A 15,915-nucleotide genomic window follows, 5' to 3' on the forward strand; every position below is an offset into this window, starting at 1 on the left:
GTAGACCAGCGTCTTCCTGGGTTTGGCCATGGTCAAAAGTTCCTCCCGCTAGTGTCCCGATTCCGAAGTTCGCTAGAGCTTGCGGCTGTCTTTGGCGAACTTCGGAATCGATGAGGACACTAGCAAGTCCATGTTTTCTAGTGTGCTTCTTGGATTTGAAGTTCGCTCGGCGCGTGGCCCGTGAATGAGGCGAACTTCAAATCCAGCACACTAGCCCGCCTGGAATTTTGACACACAAGCTATTCGGAGGCGAGACGACGAAGGTTACGCGGCGAGGACGCTGGCTGTTCGGCAAGCCCGCCCCTAAGCTCCGCGGTTCGGCAGTAGGGAGCGGGTGTTGGGCGAAGCGGTGGAAGTCTGGCGGGGCAGCGTCGCCACCTGGGAATGCGACGCCATGGGCCACCTGAACGTCGGCTTCTACGTGGCCAAGGCCATGGAGGGACTGGCGGGGTTCGCCGCCGAGCTCGGCATGGCCCGCGTCTTCGCCCCCGACGCCCGCGCCACCCTGATCGTGCGCGAGGAGCACATCCGCTTCCTGCGCGAGGCTCGCCCGCACGCGGCTCTGACCATGACCGGCGGGGTGGTCGAGATCGGCGAGACGGACGCCAGGCTCCTGCTGCTATTGCGCCACCGCACCGGCGAGCTGGCCGCCAGCTTCCAGCTGGTGGTCGCCCACGCCACGGCGCGCGAGGGACGCCCGTTCCCCTGGCCGGCGCGGGTGCTGGAGCGCGCGAAGGCGCTCACCGTCGAGGTCCCGCCGGAGGCTGCGCCGCGCAGCCTCGACCTCGGGCCGGTGCAGAGCCGCGCGAGCTTGGCGCGGGCCGATGAGCTCGGGCTCGGCCGCACGGCGCTCGGCGCGGTCGGCGCGGAGGATTGCGACGTCTTCGGCCGCATGCGCACCGAGCTGATGATGGCCCGCATCTCCGACGGCATCCCGCATTTCTTCAACGGCCGCAGGCCCGGGGCGGACGAGCTCGGCGGCCGGGCCGGCGGGGCGGCGCTGGAGTACCGGCTGATCCACCTCGACTGGCCGCGCGCCGGCGACCGGGTGGAGCTGCGTTCCGGCGCGTCCGGCGGCGACGCTCGGTTCCGTAGGCTGACCCACTGGCTGCTCGATCCGGACAGCGGCCGCGCCTGGGGGGTCGCCGAGGCGATCGCGGTTTCCTTCGACCTGGAGACCCGCAAGATCGTCACGCTGAGCGACGAGGCCCTGGCCGAGGCGGACGCCCGAGTGATTGCGGGCCTGACCCTCTAAAGCGCTGCGCTGGCCTTGAGCGTCTCGCGAACCCGCTCCGGCCGCTCCATGGGCAGGAAGTGCGAGGTTCCGGGGACCGTCTCCACCGCGATGCGCCCATCGCGGATGAGCTCGGCCTCGTGGCCCTCCAGCCGGAAGGTCGAGCCCTCCTCGGCGCGCAGGACGCGGATCGGGCAGCGACTGTCCCGAAAGGCGGCCCAGGCGTCGTAGTTATGGGTGCGGAAGTTCGAAGCCTCCCATTCCGGCGCGCAGGTCAGGGTCACCTCGCCGCTTGCGGTCTCTCGGAAGCCCGCAGCCACATAGTCGGCGACCTGGTCGGCGCTCCAGGTCCTGAAGCCTCCACGGCCGAGATAGGCGTCGAGCGCCGCCTGGCGGCTGGGGAAGGTCGCCCGCCTGCGAAGCGCCGCGGGCGCCAGAGGCGACTCCGCGACGGCCCGAGGGTTGCGCTGCATCTCGAGCGGCATGACCACGGGATCGAAGAGGGCGAGCGCACGCACTCGCTCCGGCTCGGCCGCCGCGGCCAGCAGGCCGGAGGTCCCGCCCATGGAATGGCCGGCCAGCACGACCGGCGCCTCGCAGGCCGCAGCCAGCAGCGCCAGCAGGTCGTCGCGGAACTCCAGCCAGCCTTGGCGCCCCTCGATGACTGTCGGCAGCGTGCTGGCGCCGTGGCCGCGCAGATCGAGCGCCAGAATCCGCAAGCGTCCGGCCAGCGGCTGCAGGATCGTGCGGTAGGTGCGGCCGTTGAACCCGTTGGCGTGGGAGAAGACGATGTCCACCGGCCGGTCCGGCGGCCCGAAGTCCAGCGCCGCCATCGCCCCGCCGCGCGTAGGGAGCGCGATCAGCCGCTGCTGCGGCTCCGTGTCAACCGTGGCGTTCATGGCATCCCCTTGCTCAGCGCCCATATAGCCGCGGACAGCCGCTGGAGAAGACATGAAGCTCGCAACGATCGGCTATGAGCGCGAAACCCAGGCGGCCGTGATCCAGCGCCTGAAGGACGCCGGCGTGGAAGTGCTGATCGACGTTCGCGCTGTGGCCGCCTCGCGCCGCGCGGGCTTTTCCAAGACCCTGCTGGCGGCCAGCCTGAACGACGCGGGCATCGGCTATGTGCACCTGCGCCAGCTCGGCACCCCGAAGGCCGGCCGCGACTTCGCGCGAAAAGGCAAGATCGCCGAGATGCATCGGATCTTCGAAGAGCACATGGCCGAGCCGGGCGCCCAGGTGGAGCTGGCCAAGGCCACGGAGATCGTCCGTGGCGACAAGAAGGTCGCCCTGCTCTGCTACGAAGCCGACGCCGCGGGCTGCCATCGCACGATCCTGGCGAACCGCATCTGCGACGCGCTTGGCTGCGAGATCGAGAACCTCTGACTCCTCGCCCCCCGGCGAAGCCGAGAGGGAGAGGAGTTTCTAGACTTCGAGCTCGGCGTCCGTCAGGTCGCAACCCTGCAGGTTCGCCCCGGTCATGTCGGCTTCAAGGAACCGGGCGCGCGCAGCTTGGGCGCCGCGCAGGTCGGCGTTGCGCAGGGTGGCGCGTGTGAAATCGGTGCGCACGAAGCGGCCGTCGCCGATCGTCAGCGGACCGAGCAGCGCGCCGCGCAGGTCGGCGCGGGTGAAGGAGGCTCCGGCGAGCTTTGCGCCCCGCAGGTCGGCGTCGCGCAGGTCGCAGCCGCGGAAATCGCTGCCGGACAGGTCCGCGCCCTGCAGCTGAACGCCCTGCATGTCGAGGCCGAAGAAGATGGCGTTGCGCGCGACCAGGGCGGTGAACTTCCGGGCCTTCAGGGTGTGCATGGGGCGGAAGTCCGCCTTGCTGAGGTCGATCACGGCGCCGCGCTCGCCGCCGGTGTCGCAATAGGCCTCGTGCTCGGCCAGCACCTGGTCGAGCGGCCGGTTGTCCACGAAGAACACCTCCGGCGGCGCGCGCAGGACATCGCTCATGTCGACGTCGTCGAGGGTGGCGCGGTCCAGGTTGGCGCCGGTCAGCACCGTTCGTTTCATCGAGGCGCCGGAAAGGTCGGCCCCGGCCAGGTCCGCGCCGGTCAGGTCGGCGCCGTCCAGCACCGCGCGGGTGAGCTTGGCGCCGGCCATCTGCGCGCCGGACAGGTTGGCGTCGGTGAAGTCGCTGGACATGGCCACCGCGCCGGCCATCTGCGCGCCGGCCAGGTTGGCCCCGGACAGGATCGCGTAGTTCAGCTCGCCCGGGCGGTGCTCGTGGCGCAGGATGCGGAAGCCGTCGAGCTTGTCCTGCAGGGCGATGCGGCCCTCGCGCAGGTCGCAGCCGGGCAGCTCCGCGCCAGACAGGTTCGCGCCACGCATGCAGGCGCCGCGCAGGTCGGCGCGGCCGAGGTTGGCGCGCCGCATGTCCGCCTCGCGCAGGTCGGCGCCGAACAGGATGCCGCGGCTGAGGTTGGCTCGCGCCAGCGTCGCCCCGTGGAAATTCGCGCCGGCGAAGTCCGCCTCGCGGAGGTCAAGGCCCTCCAGGGTGCAGTTGGAGAGGTCCGCATAGGTCAGGCTTAGGCGCCGTCCGCCGGAGCGGCCCGCCAGGTAGCGCTGGTGCGCCTCCACGGCCTCGCGAAGGGCCTGGGCGTCGAGGGCCAGGTGGTGCGGTTGAGCTCGGGAGGACATGCGGGACCTTTGCGCTACCGCACGTTGCACCGCCCTCGCTTAAGGAACGGTTGCCCGAAGCCGGCAGGCGGCCGCTTTTTTCAGACCCAACCGCGCCGCTTGATCCACAGGATGGGGCCGATGGCCGAGAGCGCCATCAGGCCGAGCGCCATCGGATAGCCGAGCCGCCACGCCAGCTCCGGCATGTGGTGGAAGTTCATCCCGTAGATGGAGGCCACCAGGGTCGGCGGCATGAGGATCACCGCAGCCACCGAGAAGAACTTGATGATGCCGTTCTGCTCGATGTTGATCAGGCCCAGCGCGGCATCCAGCAGGAAGGCGATGTGGCTCGACTGGAAGCCGGCGTGCTCGGTCAGCGAGTGGCCGTCGCGCTGCAGCGTCCTCAGATGCGCGCGGCTCTCAGGGTCTTCGGCGATCTCCTTGGCCAGAGACGCAAAGCTGAACAGGCGGGCCAGGCTCACCAGGCTGTTGCGGGTCATCGAGGTCAGCGACTGGGCCCGCGCCAGCTGGGTGAGCAGGGCCTCGAATTGCGCGCCCTTGGGGCGGCCGAAGATGGCATGCGAGACGCCCTCGACATCCTTGCCGGTCTGTTCCAGCAGGTCCGCCAGCCGTTCGATGGCGGTGTCCAGCAGGTGGAACAGCGCCTCGGTCCCGGATGCGAGGTGCAGGGCCGGAGCGCGTTCGGCGAAGAGATCGAAGGCGCGCGGCGTGTCGTAGCGGATGGTGATCAGGAGGCCCTTGGCCAGCACGAACGTCACCGGGGCGTCGGTCCGGCCGTCGTCCGCCCGGCGGGCCAGCAGGGTGGCGGTCATGAAGGTCGCGCCGTTCGCCTGATAGAGGCGGCTGGATGGCTCGATCTCGGCCATCTCCTCACGGGTCGGCAGTCCGAGACCCACCGCGGCCTCGACGGCGAGCTCCTCCTCGCGCGTCGGGCACAGCAGGTCGAGCCAGAGCGTATCCTCCGGCGGCCGCCAGCCCTCCGCCGGCGACAGTGTCTCGAGGCCCGCGGCCCCGCGCCGAAGCAGTCTGAGCATCTAGACCCTCCGCAAGCCAGCGCCCCTAGTGGAGCCCCCCGGAGAGGCCGTCAATTCGATTAGACGCGGCTCAGTTGCCGGCGTCGCCGCGGGTGGCCTTGGCGATCAGGGCCGCGATCCGATCGGTGGAGTCCGCGGCCTGGGTCAGCATCTGCAGCGGGCCGGAACCCGGCCGCACCGCCGAGGCCATCTGCGTGGCCGCGGACTGGGCCATGGCAATGGCGGTGTTCTCGGCGTTGGAGATGCCGCTGGAGGCCAGGATCTTGGCCTTGGCGTCCTGGTAGATGAAGCCGTAGGTCTGGTAGGTCGAGCCGCCCAGATCGCGACTGGGATCGTACCAGACCTTCACCTGGCTCCAGTTGCCCTCGGGCGAAACGTCGACCAGGGTCACGTCCTTCTCCACCTTGCCGCGCGAGCCTTCGATGGGCGACCAGTTGGCGTGGGTGATCTGGACGATGCGGTCGGTCAGCACCTGGCTGACCACGGCCACGTGGCCCAGGCGCATGCGCTCGGTCGGCTTGAAGCACAGGACGGCGCCGGTCTTCGGCTGGAAGCCCACGTCATACTTGCCGACGGCCTGCCGCCACCAGGTGCGGGCGTCGCCGAAGATCTGGATGCCGGAGATCAGGCGAGCGAACGGAACGCACTGCCAATAGGTGTCCGCCAGCGCCCCACCGGCGGTGGGCGCGAGGCTCATAACCGCCGCGACGGCGAGTGAACCCAGCAGGGTTCTCGTCCGTTTAAGCATGTTTACCGAACTCCCCGACGCGAACTGCTGAAGAGGTAACCCTATCGCGCATTGAGTGAAAAGAGGGTTTAGACCCGCGTGGCCGATCGCCGCGGCGCGGTTATCGTAGGATCGGCCCCTGGAACCTGGCTGAATAGTTGCGAACAACGAGAGTTGACAAGCAAAATCCGGCAATGACTCACCGCGATGTAAGATGAAAAACCCGCGCGGAACGCCTTTTCGCCTCTCCAATATCTGTCATTTCACATCGCCTGATCTTGTATCATCATAGTTGTCACTGCCGAGCTCTATAGATCACGGCGCTGTAACGCGCTGAAATAAGAGCTAGCGTCGCCGCGGGATTGTCTTCGCCTCTGAAGCGAATTCTTTGCGGGCCCGATCACAAGTTTGCGAGTCAGGCGCCGCGCGTCCAATTCGTGCGCAATTCGGGCGCCTGAGCCGATTCTGGCCGCCCCTGGCTGAAATCGGCCGGTAGGCTAGAAAGCTCGCAACGCGGGCGATGGGGGCATTTCATGAGCGATCTTGCGGCGTTGGTCGCCAGCCCCGAGGCGTGGATCGCGCTTCTCACCCTCATTGTCATGGAAGTGGTGCTGGGCGTGGACAACCTGGTCTTCGTCTCGATCCTCTCCAACAAGCTGCCGGAGAAAAACCGGGCGGCGGCGCGGCGGATCGGTATCGGCCTGGCGCTGGTGCTGCGGCTCGTCCTGCTGTCGGGGATCGCCTTCATCGTCAGCCTCACCAAGCCGGTGCTGGTGCTGCCCTTCGCCGTCCCCTCGCTGGCCGACGGCCACCCGGCGTTCGACGTGGCGTTTTCCTGGCGCGACCTGATCCTGCTGGCCGGCGGGCTGTTCCTGGTTTGGAAAGCCACCAGCGAGATCCACCACACGGTCGATCCGGAGGAGAGCGGCGACCTGCTCGACAAGAAGGGCCAGGCCACCCTCGGTTTCGGCGCCGCCATCGTGCAGATCCTGGCCCTGGACGTTGTGTTCTCCATCGACTCGATCCTGACGGCGGTCGGCATGACCGAGCACCTGCCGATCATGATGGTGGCGGTGATCGTGGCGGTGGGGCTGATGCTGGTGGCCTCCGGACCGCTCGCCCGCTTCATCCACGACAATCCGAGCGTGGTGATGCTGGCGCTGGGCTTCCTGCTGATGATCGGCGCGACCCTGATCGCCGACGCCTTCGGGGTGCACGTGCCGAAGGGCTACATCTACGCCGCCATGGCCTTCTCCGGCCTGGTCGAGGGCCTGAACATGACGGCGCGCAAGCGGCGCAAGAAGCCGCCTGCGGAGGATCGGACCCTGCATTAGCGCGGCTGTCCGCGCGCAACTCGCCGCCCCACCCGGCGTTCTCCCAGCCTTGCAATGGAGAAAGCCATGAAAGCCTCGACGATCGCCGCCAGCCTGGCCGCGGCCGGGCTGCTGGCCGGCGCCTCGGCCGCCGCCGCCGCGGACAACGAGGCCGGCGTGCCCCTGACGCCGGCGGAGGCGGCAGGCGCCTGGACGATCGAGTCCGCCGGCCACGCGCTCTGCACCCTGACGCTGGGCGCCGCCCACACGGTCAAGGCGCCGGCGACCTGCGGCGACGTCCTGTCGGCGAGCCCGACTGCCTGGCAGCCCACCAAAGACGGCATGCAGCTGGTGGGGGCCGGCGGCCAGCCGATGATCGCATTCCACCGCTGGAGCAACAGCCTGTTCGTGTCCCACCGCTCCAGTGGCGTGGACATCCAGCTCCGCCGTGGCGGGCCCGGGAATATCGGCCAGGGCCTGCCGGGCTAAAGGAAACTGTAGGGGTCGATGTCGATGGCCACGCGGACCGAGGCCGGCGGCTTCACCCGCGCGCGCCAGGTCGCCATGTAGGCCGAGAGGTCCACCGTGCGGTCGGCCCGCACCAGGAAGCGCTTGCGACGGCGGCCGCGGATCAGGCCGAGCGGCGCGTCGGCCGGGCCATAGACCTCGACGCCGACCGAATTGGGCGCGGCCTGGGCCATCGCCTGCACGAAGGCCTCCAGCCGCACGGGGTCGACATCGGAGACGATCACCGCGGCCAGCCGTCCGAACGGCGGCAGGCCGGCCAGTTCCCGCTCGGCCATCTCGGCGGCCACGAAGGCGTCGCGGTCCTGCGCCTTCAGCGCCTGCATCACCGCGTGCTCCGGCGCCCAGGTCTGCAGGAGCGCGCGGCCCGGCCGGTCCTTGCGCCCGGCGCGGCCGGTGGCTTGGGCGAGCAACTGATAGGTCCGCTCGGCGGCGCGCAGATCGCCGCCGCGCAGTCCAAGGTCGGCGTCGACGACGCCGACCAGCGTCAGGTTCGGGAAGTTGTGGCCCTTGGCGGCGGCCTGTGTGGCCACCAGGATGTCGATCTGGCCGTCCGCCATGGCCTCGATCAGCCGCCGGGCCTCGCGCGCGTCGAACACCGTGTCGGATGAGAACACCGCCACGCGGGCCTGCGGGAAGAGGCTCTTGGCCTCCTCCTCCACCCGCTCCACGCCGGGGCCGATGGAGACCAGGCTGTCGTGCGCGCCGCAGTGCGGGCAGGCCTTGGGCTTGGGCATCGAAAAGCCGGTCAGGTGGCAGACCAGGCGGCCGGAGTAGCGGTGCTCCACCAGCCAGGAGTCGGTGTCGGGCGCGCACAGCCGCTCGCCGCAGGCCTTGCAGAGCACCAGCGGCGCATAGCCTCGCCGGTTGAGGAACAGCAGGGTCTGCTCGCCGCGGGCGAAGGTCTCGCCCATGGCCTTGACCAGCGCCGGCGACAGCCAGCGGCCGGTGTCGGGCGGCGCCTCGCGAAGGTCGATCAGCTCGATGTCGGGCAGGCGCGCGGCGCCGTGGCGGGTGGACAGCCGCAGCCAGGCGTAGCGGCCCTGCTCGGCGTTGCGCAGGCTCTCCAGCGAGGGCGTCGCTGAGGCCAGGACGACCGCCGCATCCTCGATCTTGCCGCGCGCCACCGCCAGGTCGCGGGCGTGGTAGATGAACCCCTCCTCCTGCTTGAAGGAGGCGTCGTGCTCCTCGTCGACGACGATCAGCTTCAGGTTGGCGAACGGCAGGAACAGCGCCGAGCGCGCGCCGACCACGATCCGGCAGCGGCCGGTGGCGACCGCCTCCCAGACCCGCCGGCGCGCGGGTGGGGCGACGTCGGAGTGCCACTCCCCGGGCTCGGCCCCGAAGCGGGCGGCGACGCGGCCGATCACCGCCTGGGTGAGCGCGATCTCCGGCAGCAGGATCAGCACCTGGGCGTCCGGGTCGGCGGCAAGCGCGGCCGCGGCGGCCTCGAGGTAGACCTCGGTCTTGCCGGACCCGGTCACGCCGTCCAGCAGGGCGACGTTGAAGCCGCCCTTGGCCAGCATGGCCTTGAGCGCCTCGGCGGCGGCGGCCTGGCTGGCGTTCAGCACGGCGCCGGGCCGTGCGGGGTCGGGCGGATCGAAGCGGGCCTGCGCCTCCACCAGCCGCACGGCCAGCACGCCCTCGTCGATCAGCGCCTTGACGACACCGGACGAGACGCCGGCGGCCCGCGCCAGGTCCGCAGGCGCGAGCGCCTGGGCGGAAGCGGCCTCCAGCACCTTCGCCCGCGCCGGCGTGGGCCGCGCCGACGCGGCGCCGGTCAGCTCGACGATCCGCACCGGCCGGGGTTTGGGCGCGCGTGCGCCGCGCAGCGCGATGGCCAGCGGCTGGCCCGGCCAGTCCACCGCATAGCGCGCCGCCCACTGGACGAACTCCACCGTCCCCGGCGGCAGGCGCGGCTCCTCCAGCAGGCCCTCGACGGGCTTCAGCGGCCGGTTGCCGCCGGCGGCTTCGCGCAGGCCCACGACCACGCCGCGCAGCAGCCGAGGGCCTAGCGGCGCAGCCACCTGGTCGCCCAGCTCCAGCCCCATGCCCTCGGGCTCGGCGTAGTCGAAGGCCTCCGGCAGGGGCATCGGCAGGAGAACGGAGGCGATGCGGCTCATGCCCAAACCTTTTCGCGCCTCGCGCGCTGTCAGAGGCTTTTGCGCTGAGGCCGCGTACGGCTACAAGCGGCGCACACATAAGAAGGCGAGTTTCGATGCAGCTATTCCTAGACACCACCGACGTGGCCGTCCTCAAGGACCTGGCCATGACCGGGCTGGTGGACGGCGTCACCACCAATCCAACCCTGATCGCCAAGTCCGGCCGTCCGATGCTGCAGGTGATCGCCGAGATCTGCGACGCCATCGAAGGCCCGGTGAGCGCCGAGGTGGCCGCCATGGACACCGCCGGCATGCTGGACGAGGGCCGCAAGCTCGCCTCCATCGCCCCCAACGTCGTCGTGAAGGTGCCGCTGACCCGCGACGGCCTGATCGCCACCCGCGAGTTCGCCCACGAAGGCATCGCCACCAACGTCACCCTTTGCTTCTCCGCCGGCCAGGCGCTGCTCGCCGCCAAGGCGGGCGCGAGCTACATCTCGCCGTTCATCGGCCGGCTGGACGACCACGGCGCCGACGGCATGGATCTGATCGTCGAGATCCGCGCGATCTACGACAACTACGACTTCGACACCGAGATCCTGGCGGCTTCGATCCGCGGCCCGGCGCACGTGACCGCCGCGGCGCTCTCCGGCGCCGATTGCGCGACCATTCCGCCTGACGTGTTCAACGCCCTCTTCAAGCACCCGTTAACCGAAAAGGGCCTTGATCAGTTCATGAGCGACTGGGCCAAGACGGGCCAGTCGATCCTGTAGGGGTTTCGAGGGCGCACATGGACGGGTCGCAGGGCGGAATCGAAGAAGCCCGGCTGGAGCCCGCGTCCGTGCGCCGCTTCCTGTCGGACAATCCGCAGTTCCTCACCGCCGACCAGGGCCTGTTGGCCGAGCTCGGCCTGAGGGTCGATGTCGGCAATGTCGTGGATTTCGGCCCGGCGGTGATGGCCCGCGTGCACGCCGCCCACCAGCGCGAGGCCACCCAGCGCCAGCAGGTCGAGGAGACGGCCCGCGCCAACTTCTCCGCCCAGGCCCAGACGCACGGGGCGGTCATCGACCTCCTGGACGCGCGCAACCATTCCGACCTCGCCCGCCGCGTGGACGAGCTGGCGCAGCAACGATTCGGCCTTGCCGCCGGGACCATCGCGCTTGAGACCGAAGGCCATCCGCCCGCCGGTTGGCGCAAGCTGGTCGAGGGCCAGGTGGACATGATCCTGGGCGGCCCGCAGCGGCTGGCCCGCATGGGCTTCGCGCCCACGGCGCTTGGTCTGTTTGGCGAGCGGGCGGAGGCGATCAAGTCGATGGCGATGGTCCGCATGGCGATCTGGGAGCCCTCGCGCCAAGGCCTGCTGGCCTTCGGCTCGACGGACGCCGAGGGCTTCACGGAGGACATGGGGACCGAGCTCGTGGCCTTCCTCGCCCGCGTGGTCGAACGCACCGCCGAGCGCTGGCCGGTTCTGTGAGACTGGGCCTGTGACCGCAAGGGAGGCCCTGGCGTTCTGGCTGGAGCACCTGGCCCACGAACGGCGGTCCTCGCCACGCACGCTGGAGGCCTACGGCTTCGCCGCCTCCCGCTACATCGGCTTCCTGGAACAGCACCGCGGCGAGGCGATCTCACTCGCCGTCTTGGGCGAAGTCACCGCCGGCGAGATCCGCGCCTGGCTGGCCCACCTGCGCCAGGGGGATCGGCCGCTGTCACCCCGCTCGCTCAGCCAGGCGCTGTCGGCCATCCGCACCTTCCACAGCTTCCTGGACCGCCGGCTGGGCGCGCCCAATCCGGCCATCGCCCTGGTCCGCGGTCCCCGGGTAAAGCCCGGAGCGCCCCGGCCTGTCAGCGAGGACCAGGCCCGCGGGATGCTCGCCGAGCCGGGCCTCGATCCGGACCGCGAGGCCTGGGAGGCGGCCCGCGACGAGGCGGTGCTGACCCTGCTCTACGGCTGCGGCCTGCGGATCTCCGAGGCCCTGTCCCTGAAGCGCTCCGACGCCCCCCTGCCGGACAGCCTGCGCATCCTCGGCAAGGGCTCGAAGACCCGCATCGTGCCGGTGCTGCCCGCCGTGCGCGAGGCCATCGACGCCTACCTGGCCGAGGCGCCCTTCGCCATCGCGCCGGACGAGCCGCTGTTCCGCGCCAAGCGCGGCGGCCCCTTGAGTCCCCGCCACGTGCAGGCGAGCGTGCAGAACCTCAGGGGCCGGCTGGGCCTGCCGGCCAGCGCCACGCCACACGCGTTGCGCCACTCCTTCGCCACCCACCTGCTGGGCGCCGGCGCCGACCTGCGCTCGATCCAGGAACTGCTGGGCCACGCCTCGCTGTCGACCACCCAGCGCTACACGCAGGTCGACGCGGCGGCCCTGCTCAGCGCCTATTCGAAGGCGCATCCTCACGCATAGCCGGCGCGTCGGCCGCGCCGGGCAAGGCCGGCGGGTGGTAGCCGACCGGCGCCGGGACGGGGCAACCCTGGAAGCTGCGCGCCACGGCGTACTGCGCGATGCCGTTCGGCAGCCGGCCGAGCTTCTTCAGGGTCTCCTGCTGATCCGCGGAGACCCGGCGCTCGACGTCGGCGCAGCCGGCGACCGGACGGTAAAGGTTCGGCGTCCGCTCGATCGCAGGCGGCGATCCGCCCGCCGCGACGGCGGCGGCAAGGGCGGCGACGATCATTGGGCGCCCCCGATCAGGCAACGCTGCCCCTCCGGATAGTCGGCCCACTTCCGCAGGCCAATGGCCGGCCGATCGCCCTTTCGATAAAGCGCCATGGGCTCGGCCAGGGAGGCTTCGAGGCGGCCGGCGTTTGGGCAGGCCCTGGGCTGCGATCCGGGAACGGCCCGGATGAACCCGGCCCTCGGCGGGACAATCACCTCGGCGGGCATGCCGCGCACGATTTCGGCGGACAGCTGGGCGGCCAGGAGCAGGGCGATCATGGCGCGATCTCCGTTCGCTTGAAGACGCGAAGGCTGCCACTCCAACCGCGGGCCGCCAAGTTAAGTTTCCCTCACGAACCTCATCCAGGCGATGTCGGACCCTGGATCGCGGCCATGCTCTACGCAGTAGAAACCCTCGCGCCGGTAAAAGGCCTGGGCGCGCCGGTTCGGGGCCTGCACCTTCAGCGACAGCGGGCCGTCGGCGGCCGCACACAGGTGGTCGAGCAATGCCTTGCCGACGCCGCGGCCACGGACGTCGACATAGAGCGAATGCAGGAAGTTCTGCGGCCGGAAGAATGCCGCGAGCCCCAGGATGCGCCCGCCGTCCACCGCCACATAGACCTCCTCCTCGCGGGCTGCGCGCAGGAAGTCCTCGCGGCTGTGCCGCTCGGGCGGCAGCCATGTGAAGGTCTCGCTGAGCACCCGCACATAGAGGTCCGCGCAGGCGCCGAGCTCGTCGGACCTGGCGCGGCGCACCTCCATCGCCCCAAAGGCCTCCCGTCAGGCCTGCATCGTCCACCCCTCGACGCCCATGGCGGCCTGCTTCAGCGCCTCGGAGCGGGTCGGGTGCGGATGGCAGGTGCGGGCGACGTCCTCGGACGCCGCACGGAACTCCATGGCCACGCAGTATTCGGCGACCATCTCGGACACAGAAGGGCCGATCAGGTGGGCGCCCAGCACCTCGTCGGTGACGGCGTCGGCGAGGATCTTCACGAAGCCCTCGGTCTCGTGGTTGATCTTGGCGCGGCTGTTGGCGGTGAAGGGGAACTTGCCGGCCTTGTAGGCGCGCCCCTCCTCCTTCAGCTCCTCCTCGGTCTTGCCGACCCAGGCGACCTCAGGCGCCGTGTAGACCACGCTCGGGATGATCCCGTAGTTCACGTGGCCCGCCTTGCCGGCGATGGTTTCGATGCAGGCCACGGCCTCGTCCTCGGCCTTGTGCGCCAGCATGGGCCCGTGGGTGACGTCGCCGATCGCCCAGACGCCGGGCGCCGAGGTCTTCCAGTGGTCGGTCTCGATGAATCCGCGCTTGTCGGGGGTGACGCCGACGCTCTCCAGGCCGAGGCCCTCGGTGTAGGGCCGGCGGCCGATGGCCAGCAGCACATAGTCGGCCTCCAGGGTCTCGGCCGCCCCGCCGGCCACCGGCTCGACGCTCAGCGTCACGCCGGTCTTCGAGGCCTTGGCGGCTGTCACCTTGCTGGAGAGCTTGAAGACTATCCCCTGCTTGGTCAGCGAGCGCTGGAACGTCTTGGCCATCTCGGCGTCCATGCCCGGGCAGATGCGGTCGAGGAATTCCACGACGGTCACCTGGGCGCCCAGCCGGCGCCACACCGAGCCCAGTTCCAGGCCGATGATCCCGGCGCCGATCACCAAGAGGCTCTTGGGAACCTCCGGCAGCGACAGCGCGCCGGTGGAATCGACGATCCGCTGCTGGTCGACGGCGACGCCCGGCAGGCCCGCGGGCTCCGAACCGGTGGCGATGACGATGTTCTTGGCCTCCAGCGCGGTGACCGCGCCATCCGCGCCGGTCACCTCGACCTTGCCGGCGCCGGCGATGCGGCCCGCGCCCTTGATCCAGTCGACCTTGTTCTTCCTGAACAGGAACTCGACGCCCTTGGTGAGCTGGGCGACCGAGGCGGCCTTCTGGGCCATCATCTGGGTGAGGTTCAGCTTCGGCGCGACCTCGATGCCGAGCTCGGCGAAGTGGTTGGCGGCCGCGTCGTACATCTCCGAGGCGTGCAGCAGCGCCTTCGATGGCATGCAGCCGACGTTGAGGCAGGTGCCGCCGAGCGTCACCCCGCCGTCGACGCCCTTGTCGACGCAGGCGACCCTCAGCCCAAGCTGACCGGCCCGGATCGCGGCGTTGTAGCCGCCGGGGCCGCCGCCGATGATGATGACGTCGTAGGTTGTCTCAGCCATGAATGCGCCCGATCGGATATGGGGGCGCACCCTAGGCGACGAAAGTCCGAGGTCAACCGGAGACGGCGGAGGTTATCGCGGCGTCGTTGAACTCGGCGGATTTGACGTCGTCGAACTCGGTTCCTGCGGCGTCGACGACGGCGGAGTGGGCGCTGTGCTGCTCCCTGAAGGGCCGCGCGTCGTGTCGCTGCTGTTCGTGCCGGTCGCGGCGGGCGCGGTGCTGCGGGAACCCGAATCGCCCATGGACTCGCAGGCGGCAAGGCCAAGCGCCGCCAGGGCGCCGATCGCGACCTTGAATGAAGTCATGACACTCTCCTGATTTGCGACCCCCTCGCCATCCGCAGGGCAACCCACCTGGGAACGGCGATGTTCCCGCGGCAGGATGTCGCCATGGGGCCGGTGGAGCCTCGCCCAAGCAACCACACCGCGAGCTGCCAAGCCGGCGTTGCGCTCCAGAGCGGAACCATCCGCGCCGCCACACCGGCCGCGGATGGTCGGGCCGAAGCGGTATGCCGCAAAGCCGCTGCGGCAGGCGGCGCGAGCCTAGAGGTCGAGCAGCAGGCGCTGCGGCTCCTCAATGGCTTCCTTGACGTGCACCAGGAAGGTCACCGCGCCCTGGCCGTCGACCACGCGGTGGTCGTAGCTGAGCGCCAGGTACATCATCGGCCGGATCACCACCTGGCCGCCCACCGCCACCGGCCGGTCCTGGATCTTGTGCATGCCCAGGATGCCCGACTGCGGAGCGTTCAGGATCGGCGTCGACATCAGCGAGCCGTAGATGCCGCCGTTGGTGATGCTGAAGGTGCCGCCCTGCAGGTCCTCGAGCGCCAGGGCCCCGTCACGGGCCTTTTTCGCCAGCTCGCCGATGCCCTTTTCGATCTCGGCCAGGCTCAGCGTGTCGGCGTCGCGCAGCACCGGGACCACCAGGCCGCGCTCGGTGCCGACGGCGACCCCAATATCGTAGTGGTTCTTGTAGATGAGGTCCTGGCCGTCGATCTCGGCGTTGACCGCGGGCACCATCTTGAGCGCGTGGGTCACCGCGCGGACGAAAAAGCTCATGAAGCCGAGCTTCACGCCGTGGGTCTTCTCGAAGGCGTCCTTGTACTGCGTGCGCATCGCCATGACCGCGGTCATGTCCACCTCGTTGAAGGTGGTCAGCATGGCGGCGTTGTTCTGCGCCTCCTTCAGCCGGCGCGCGATGGTCTGGCGAAGGCGGGTCATGCGCACCCGCTCCTCGCGCTCGTGGATTTCGCGCGGGCCGGCGGGCGCGGGCGCCGGCGGCGGGGCCTTGGCGCGGGCGTCGAGGGCGGCCAGCGCGTCGCCCTTGGTGATGCGGCCATCCTTCCCGGAGCCGGCGATCGCCGCGGCGTCGAGCTTGTTCTCGGCCACCACGCGCTGGGCCGAGGGCGCCAGCACCGGCTCGGCGGCGGCCTTGGCCGGGGTGCTGGCGACAGGGGCCGGGGCGGGCGGCGGCTTGGCGGGCGTGGGCTCGGGCTGCG

The 15,915-nt window shown here is 70.2% G+C and carries 18 protein-coding genes; 8 read left to right on the forward strand and 10 right to left on the reverse strand.

Going from position 1 to position 15,915, the window contains the following annotated elements; all coding sequences use genetic code 11:
• The first annotated feature begins 334 nt into the window (after nucleotides 1-334).
• Nucleotides 335-1,255, forward strand: a complete 921-nt coding sequence (locus tag JWP28_RS15140; protein ID WP_299544150.1) for a thioesterase family protein — start codon at nucleotides 335-337, stop codon at nucleotides 1,253-1,255.
• Here the strand turns inward: JWP28_RS15140 and JWP28_RS15145 are convergent.
• Nucleotides 1,252-2,133 carry an alpha/beta hydrolase gene (locus JWP28_RS15145; protein ID WP_299544151.1) on the reverse strand — a complete coding sequence of 294 codons (882 nt, stop codon included), beginning with the start codon at nucleotides 2,131-2,133 and terminating at the stop codon, nucleotides 1,252-1,254. The two genes, JWP28_RS15140 and JWP28_RS15145, sit on opposite strands and share 4 nt — an antisense overlap.
• A gap of 52 nt (nucleotides 2,134-2,185) precedes the next feature.
• Between JWP28_RS15145 and JWP28_RS15150 the strand changes: the two genes are divergently transcribed.
• The gene (locus JWP28_RS15150) at nucleotides 2,186-2,620 is read left to right on the forward strand and encodes a DUF488 domain-containing protein (protein ID WP_299544152.1); all 435 of its coding nucleotides are present in this window, start codon (nucleotides 2,186-2,188) and stop codon (nucleotides 2,618-2,620) included.
• 39 nt (nucleotides 2,621-2,659) lie between these two features.
• On the opposite strand, the gene JWP28_RS15155 is transcribed toward JWP28_RS15150, so the two are convergent.
• The 3 genes from JWP28_RS15155 to JWP28_RS15165 all read right to left on the reverse strand — a co-directional run bounded on the left by JWP28_RS15155 (nucleotide 2,660) and on the right by JWP28_RS15165 (nucleotide 5,656).
• Nucleotides 2,660-3,874: a pentapeptide repeat-containing protein gene (locus tag JWP28_RS15155; protein WP_299544154.1), complete on the reverse strand. Its 1,215-nt coding sequence runs from the start codon at nucleotides 3,872-3,874 to the stop codon at nucleotides 2,660-2,662.
• Between the two features lie 80 nt (nucleotides 3,875-3,954).
• Nucleotides 3,955-4,908: a magnesium transporter CorA family protein gene (locus JWP28_RS15160; protein WP_299544157.1), complete on the reverse strand. Its 954-nt coding sequence runs from the start codon at nucleotides 4,906-4,908 to the stop codon at nucleotides 3,955-3,957.
• A gap of 70 nt (nucleotides 4,909-4,978) precedes the next feature.
• Complete coding sequence (locus JWP28_RS15165; RefSeq protein ID WP_299544158.1) at nucleotides 4,979-5,656, reverse strand: CHAP domain-containing protein; 678 nt, start codon at nucleotides 5,654-5,656, stop codon at nucleotides 4,979-4,981.
• 512 nt (nucleotides 5,657-6,168) lie between these two features.
• Between JWP28_RS15165 and JWP28_RS15170 the strand changes: the two genes are divergently transcribed.
• Together JWP28_RS15170 and JWP28_RS15175 are read left to right on the forward strand one after the other, a co-directional pair.
• Nucleotides 6,169-6,969, forward strand: coding sequence for a TerC family protein (locus JWP28_RS15170; RefSeq protein ID WP_299544159.1), 801 nt, complete (start codon nucleotides 6,169-6,171; stop codon nucleotides 6,967-6,969).
• 66 nt (nucleotides 6,970-7,035) lie between these two features.
• Nucleotides 7,036-7,437 (forward strand): AprI/Inh family metalloprotease inhibitor, encoded by a 402-nt coding sequence (locus JWP28_RS15175; RefSeq protein WP_299544161.1) that lies wholly within the window; start codon nucleotides 7,036-7,038, stop codon nucleotides 7,435-7,437.
• Here the strand turns inward: JWP28_RS15175 and JWP28_RS15180 are convergent.
• Complete coding sequence (locus tag JWP28_RS15180; protein WP_299544162.1) at nucleotides 7,434-9,596, reverse strand: primosomal protein N'; 2,163 nt, start codon at nucleotides 9,594-9,596, stop codon at nucleotides 7,434-7,436. The genes JWP28_RS15175 and JWP28_RS15180 overlap by 4 nt on opposite strands.
• Before the next feature lie 95 nt (nucleotides 9,597-9,691).
• Between JWP28_RS15180 and fsa the strand changes: the two genes are divergently transcribed.
• Genes fsa through JWP28_RS15195 form a run of 3 tightly spaced genes read left to right on the forward strand, consistent with a single transcriptional unit; the run spans nucleotide 9,692 to nucleotide 11,971 of the window.
• Entirely contained in the window at nucleotides 9,692-10,345 is a 654-nt protein-coding gene (gene fsa / locus JWP28_RS15185) for a fructose-6-phosphate aldolase (RefSeq protein ID WP_299544165.1), read from the forward strand.
• 17 nt (nucleotides 10,346-10,362) lie between these two features.
• Entirely contained in the window at nucleotides 10,363-11,046 is a 684-nt protein-coding gene (locus tag JWP28_RS15190; protein ID WP_299544167.1) for a DUF484 family protein, read from the forward strand.
• Nucleotides 11,047-11,056: 10 nt separating this feature from the next.
• Nucleotides 11,057-11,971, forward strand: a complete 915-nt coding sequence (locus JWP28_RS15195) for a tyrosine recombinase XerC (RefSeq protein WP_299544170.1) — start codon at nucleotides 11,057-11,059, stop codon at nucleotides 11,969-11,971.
• Here the strand turns inward: JWP28_RS15195 and JWP28_RS15200 are convergent.
• The 4 genes from JWP28_RS15200 to lpdA are packed head-to-tail and all read right to left on the reverse strand — an operon-like array spanning nucleotide 11,937 to nucleotide 14,416.
• Nucleotides 11,937-12,239, reverse strand: a complete 303-nt coding sequence (locus JWP28_RS15200; protein WP_299544171.1) for a hypothetical protein — start codon at nucleotides 12,237-12,239, stop codon at nucleotides 11,937-11,939. The two genes, JWP28_RS15195 and JWP28_RS15200, sit on opposite strands and share 35 nt — an antisense overlap.
• On the reverse strand, nucleotides 12,236-12,499 hold the full coding sequence (locus JWP28_RS15205) for a hypothetical protein (RefSeq protein ID WP_299544173.1): 264 nt from the start codon (nucleotides 12,497-12,499) through the stop codon (nucleotides 12,236-12,238). Before JWP28_RS15205 ends, JWP28_RS15200 begins: the two co-directional genes overlap by 4 nt.
• Nucleotides 12,500-12,559: 60 nt before the next feature.
• Nucleotides 12,560-12,982 (reverse strand): GNAT family N-acetyltransferase, encoded by a 423-nt coding sequence (locus tag JWP28_RS15210; protein WP_299544176.1) that lies wholly within the window; start codon nucleotides 12,980-12,982, stop codon nucleotides 12,560-12,562.
• An 18-nt stretch (nucleotides 12,983-13,000) separates the two neighbouring features.
• Nucleotides 13,001-14,416, reverse strand: coding sequence for a dihydrolipoyl dehydrogenase (gene lpdA, locus JWP28_RS15215; protein ID WP_299544178.1), 1,416 nt, complete (start codon nucleotides 14,414-14,416; stop codon nucleotides 13,001-13,003).
• Between lpdA and JWP28_RS15220 the strand changes: the two genes are divergently transcribed.
• Entirely contained in the window at nucleotides 14,415-14,735 is a 321-nt protein-coding gene (locus tag JWP28_RS15220) for a hypothetical protein (RefSeq protein WP_299544181.1), read from the forward strand. The genes lpdA and JWP28_RS15220 overlap by 2 nt on opposite strands.
• 224 nt (nucleotides 14,736-14,959) lie before the next feature.
• Here JWP28_RS15220 and odhB read toward each other — a convergent pair.
• On the reverse strand, nucleotides 14,960-15,915 hold a 956-nt coding region (gene odhB / locus JWP28_RS15225; RefSeq protein ID WP_299544183.1), incomplete at its 5' end, for a 2-oxoglutarate dehydrogenase complex dihydrolipoyllysine-residue succinyltransferase.

This window comes from Phenylobacterium sp., assembly GCF_028290885.1.
Classification (GTDB): domain Bacteria; phylum Pseudomonadota; class Alphaproteobacteria; order Caulobacterales; family Caulobacteraceae; genus Phenylobacterium.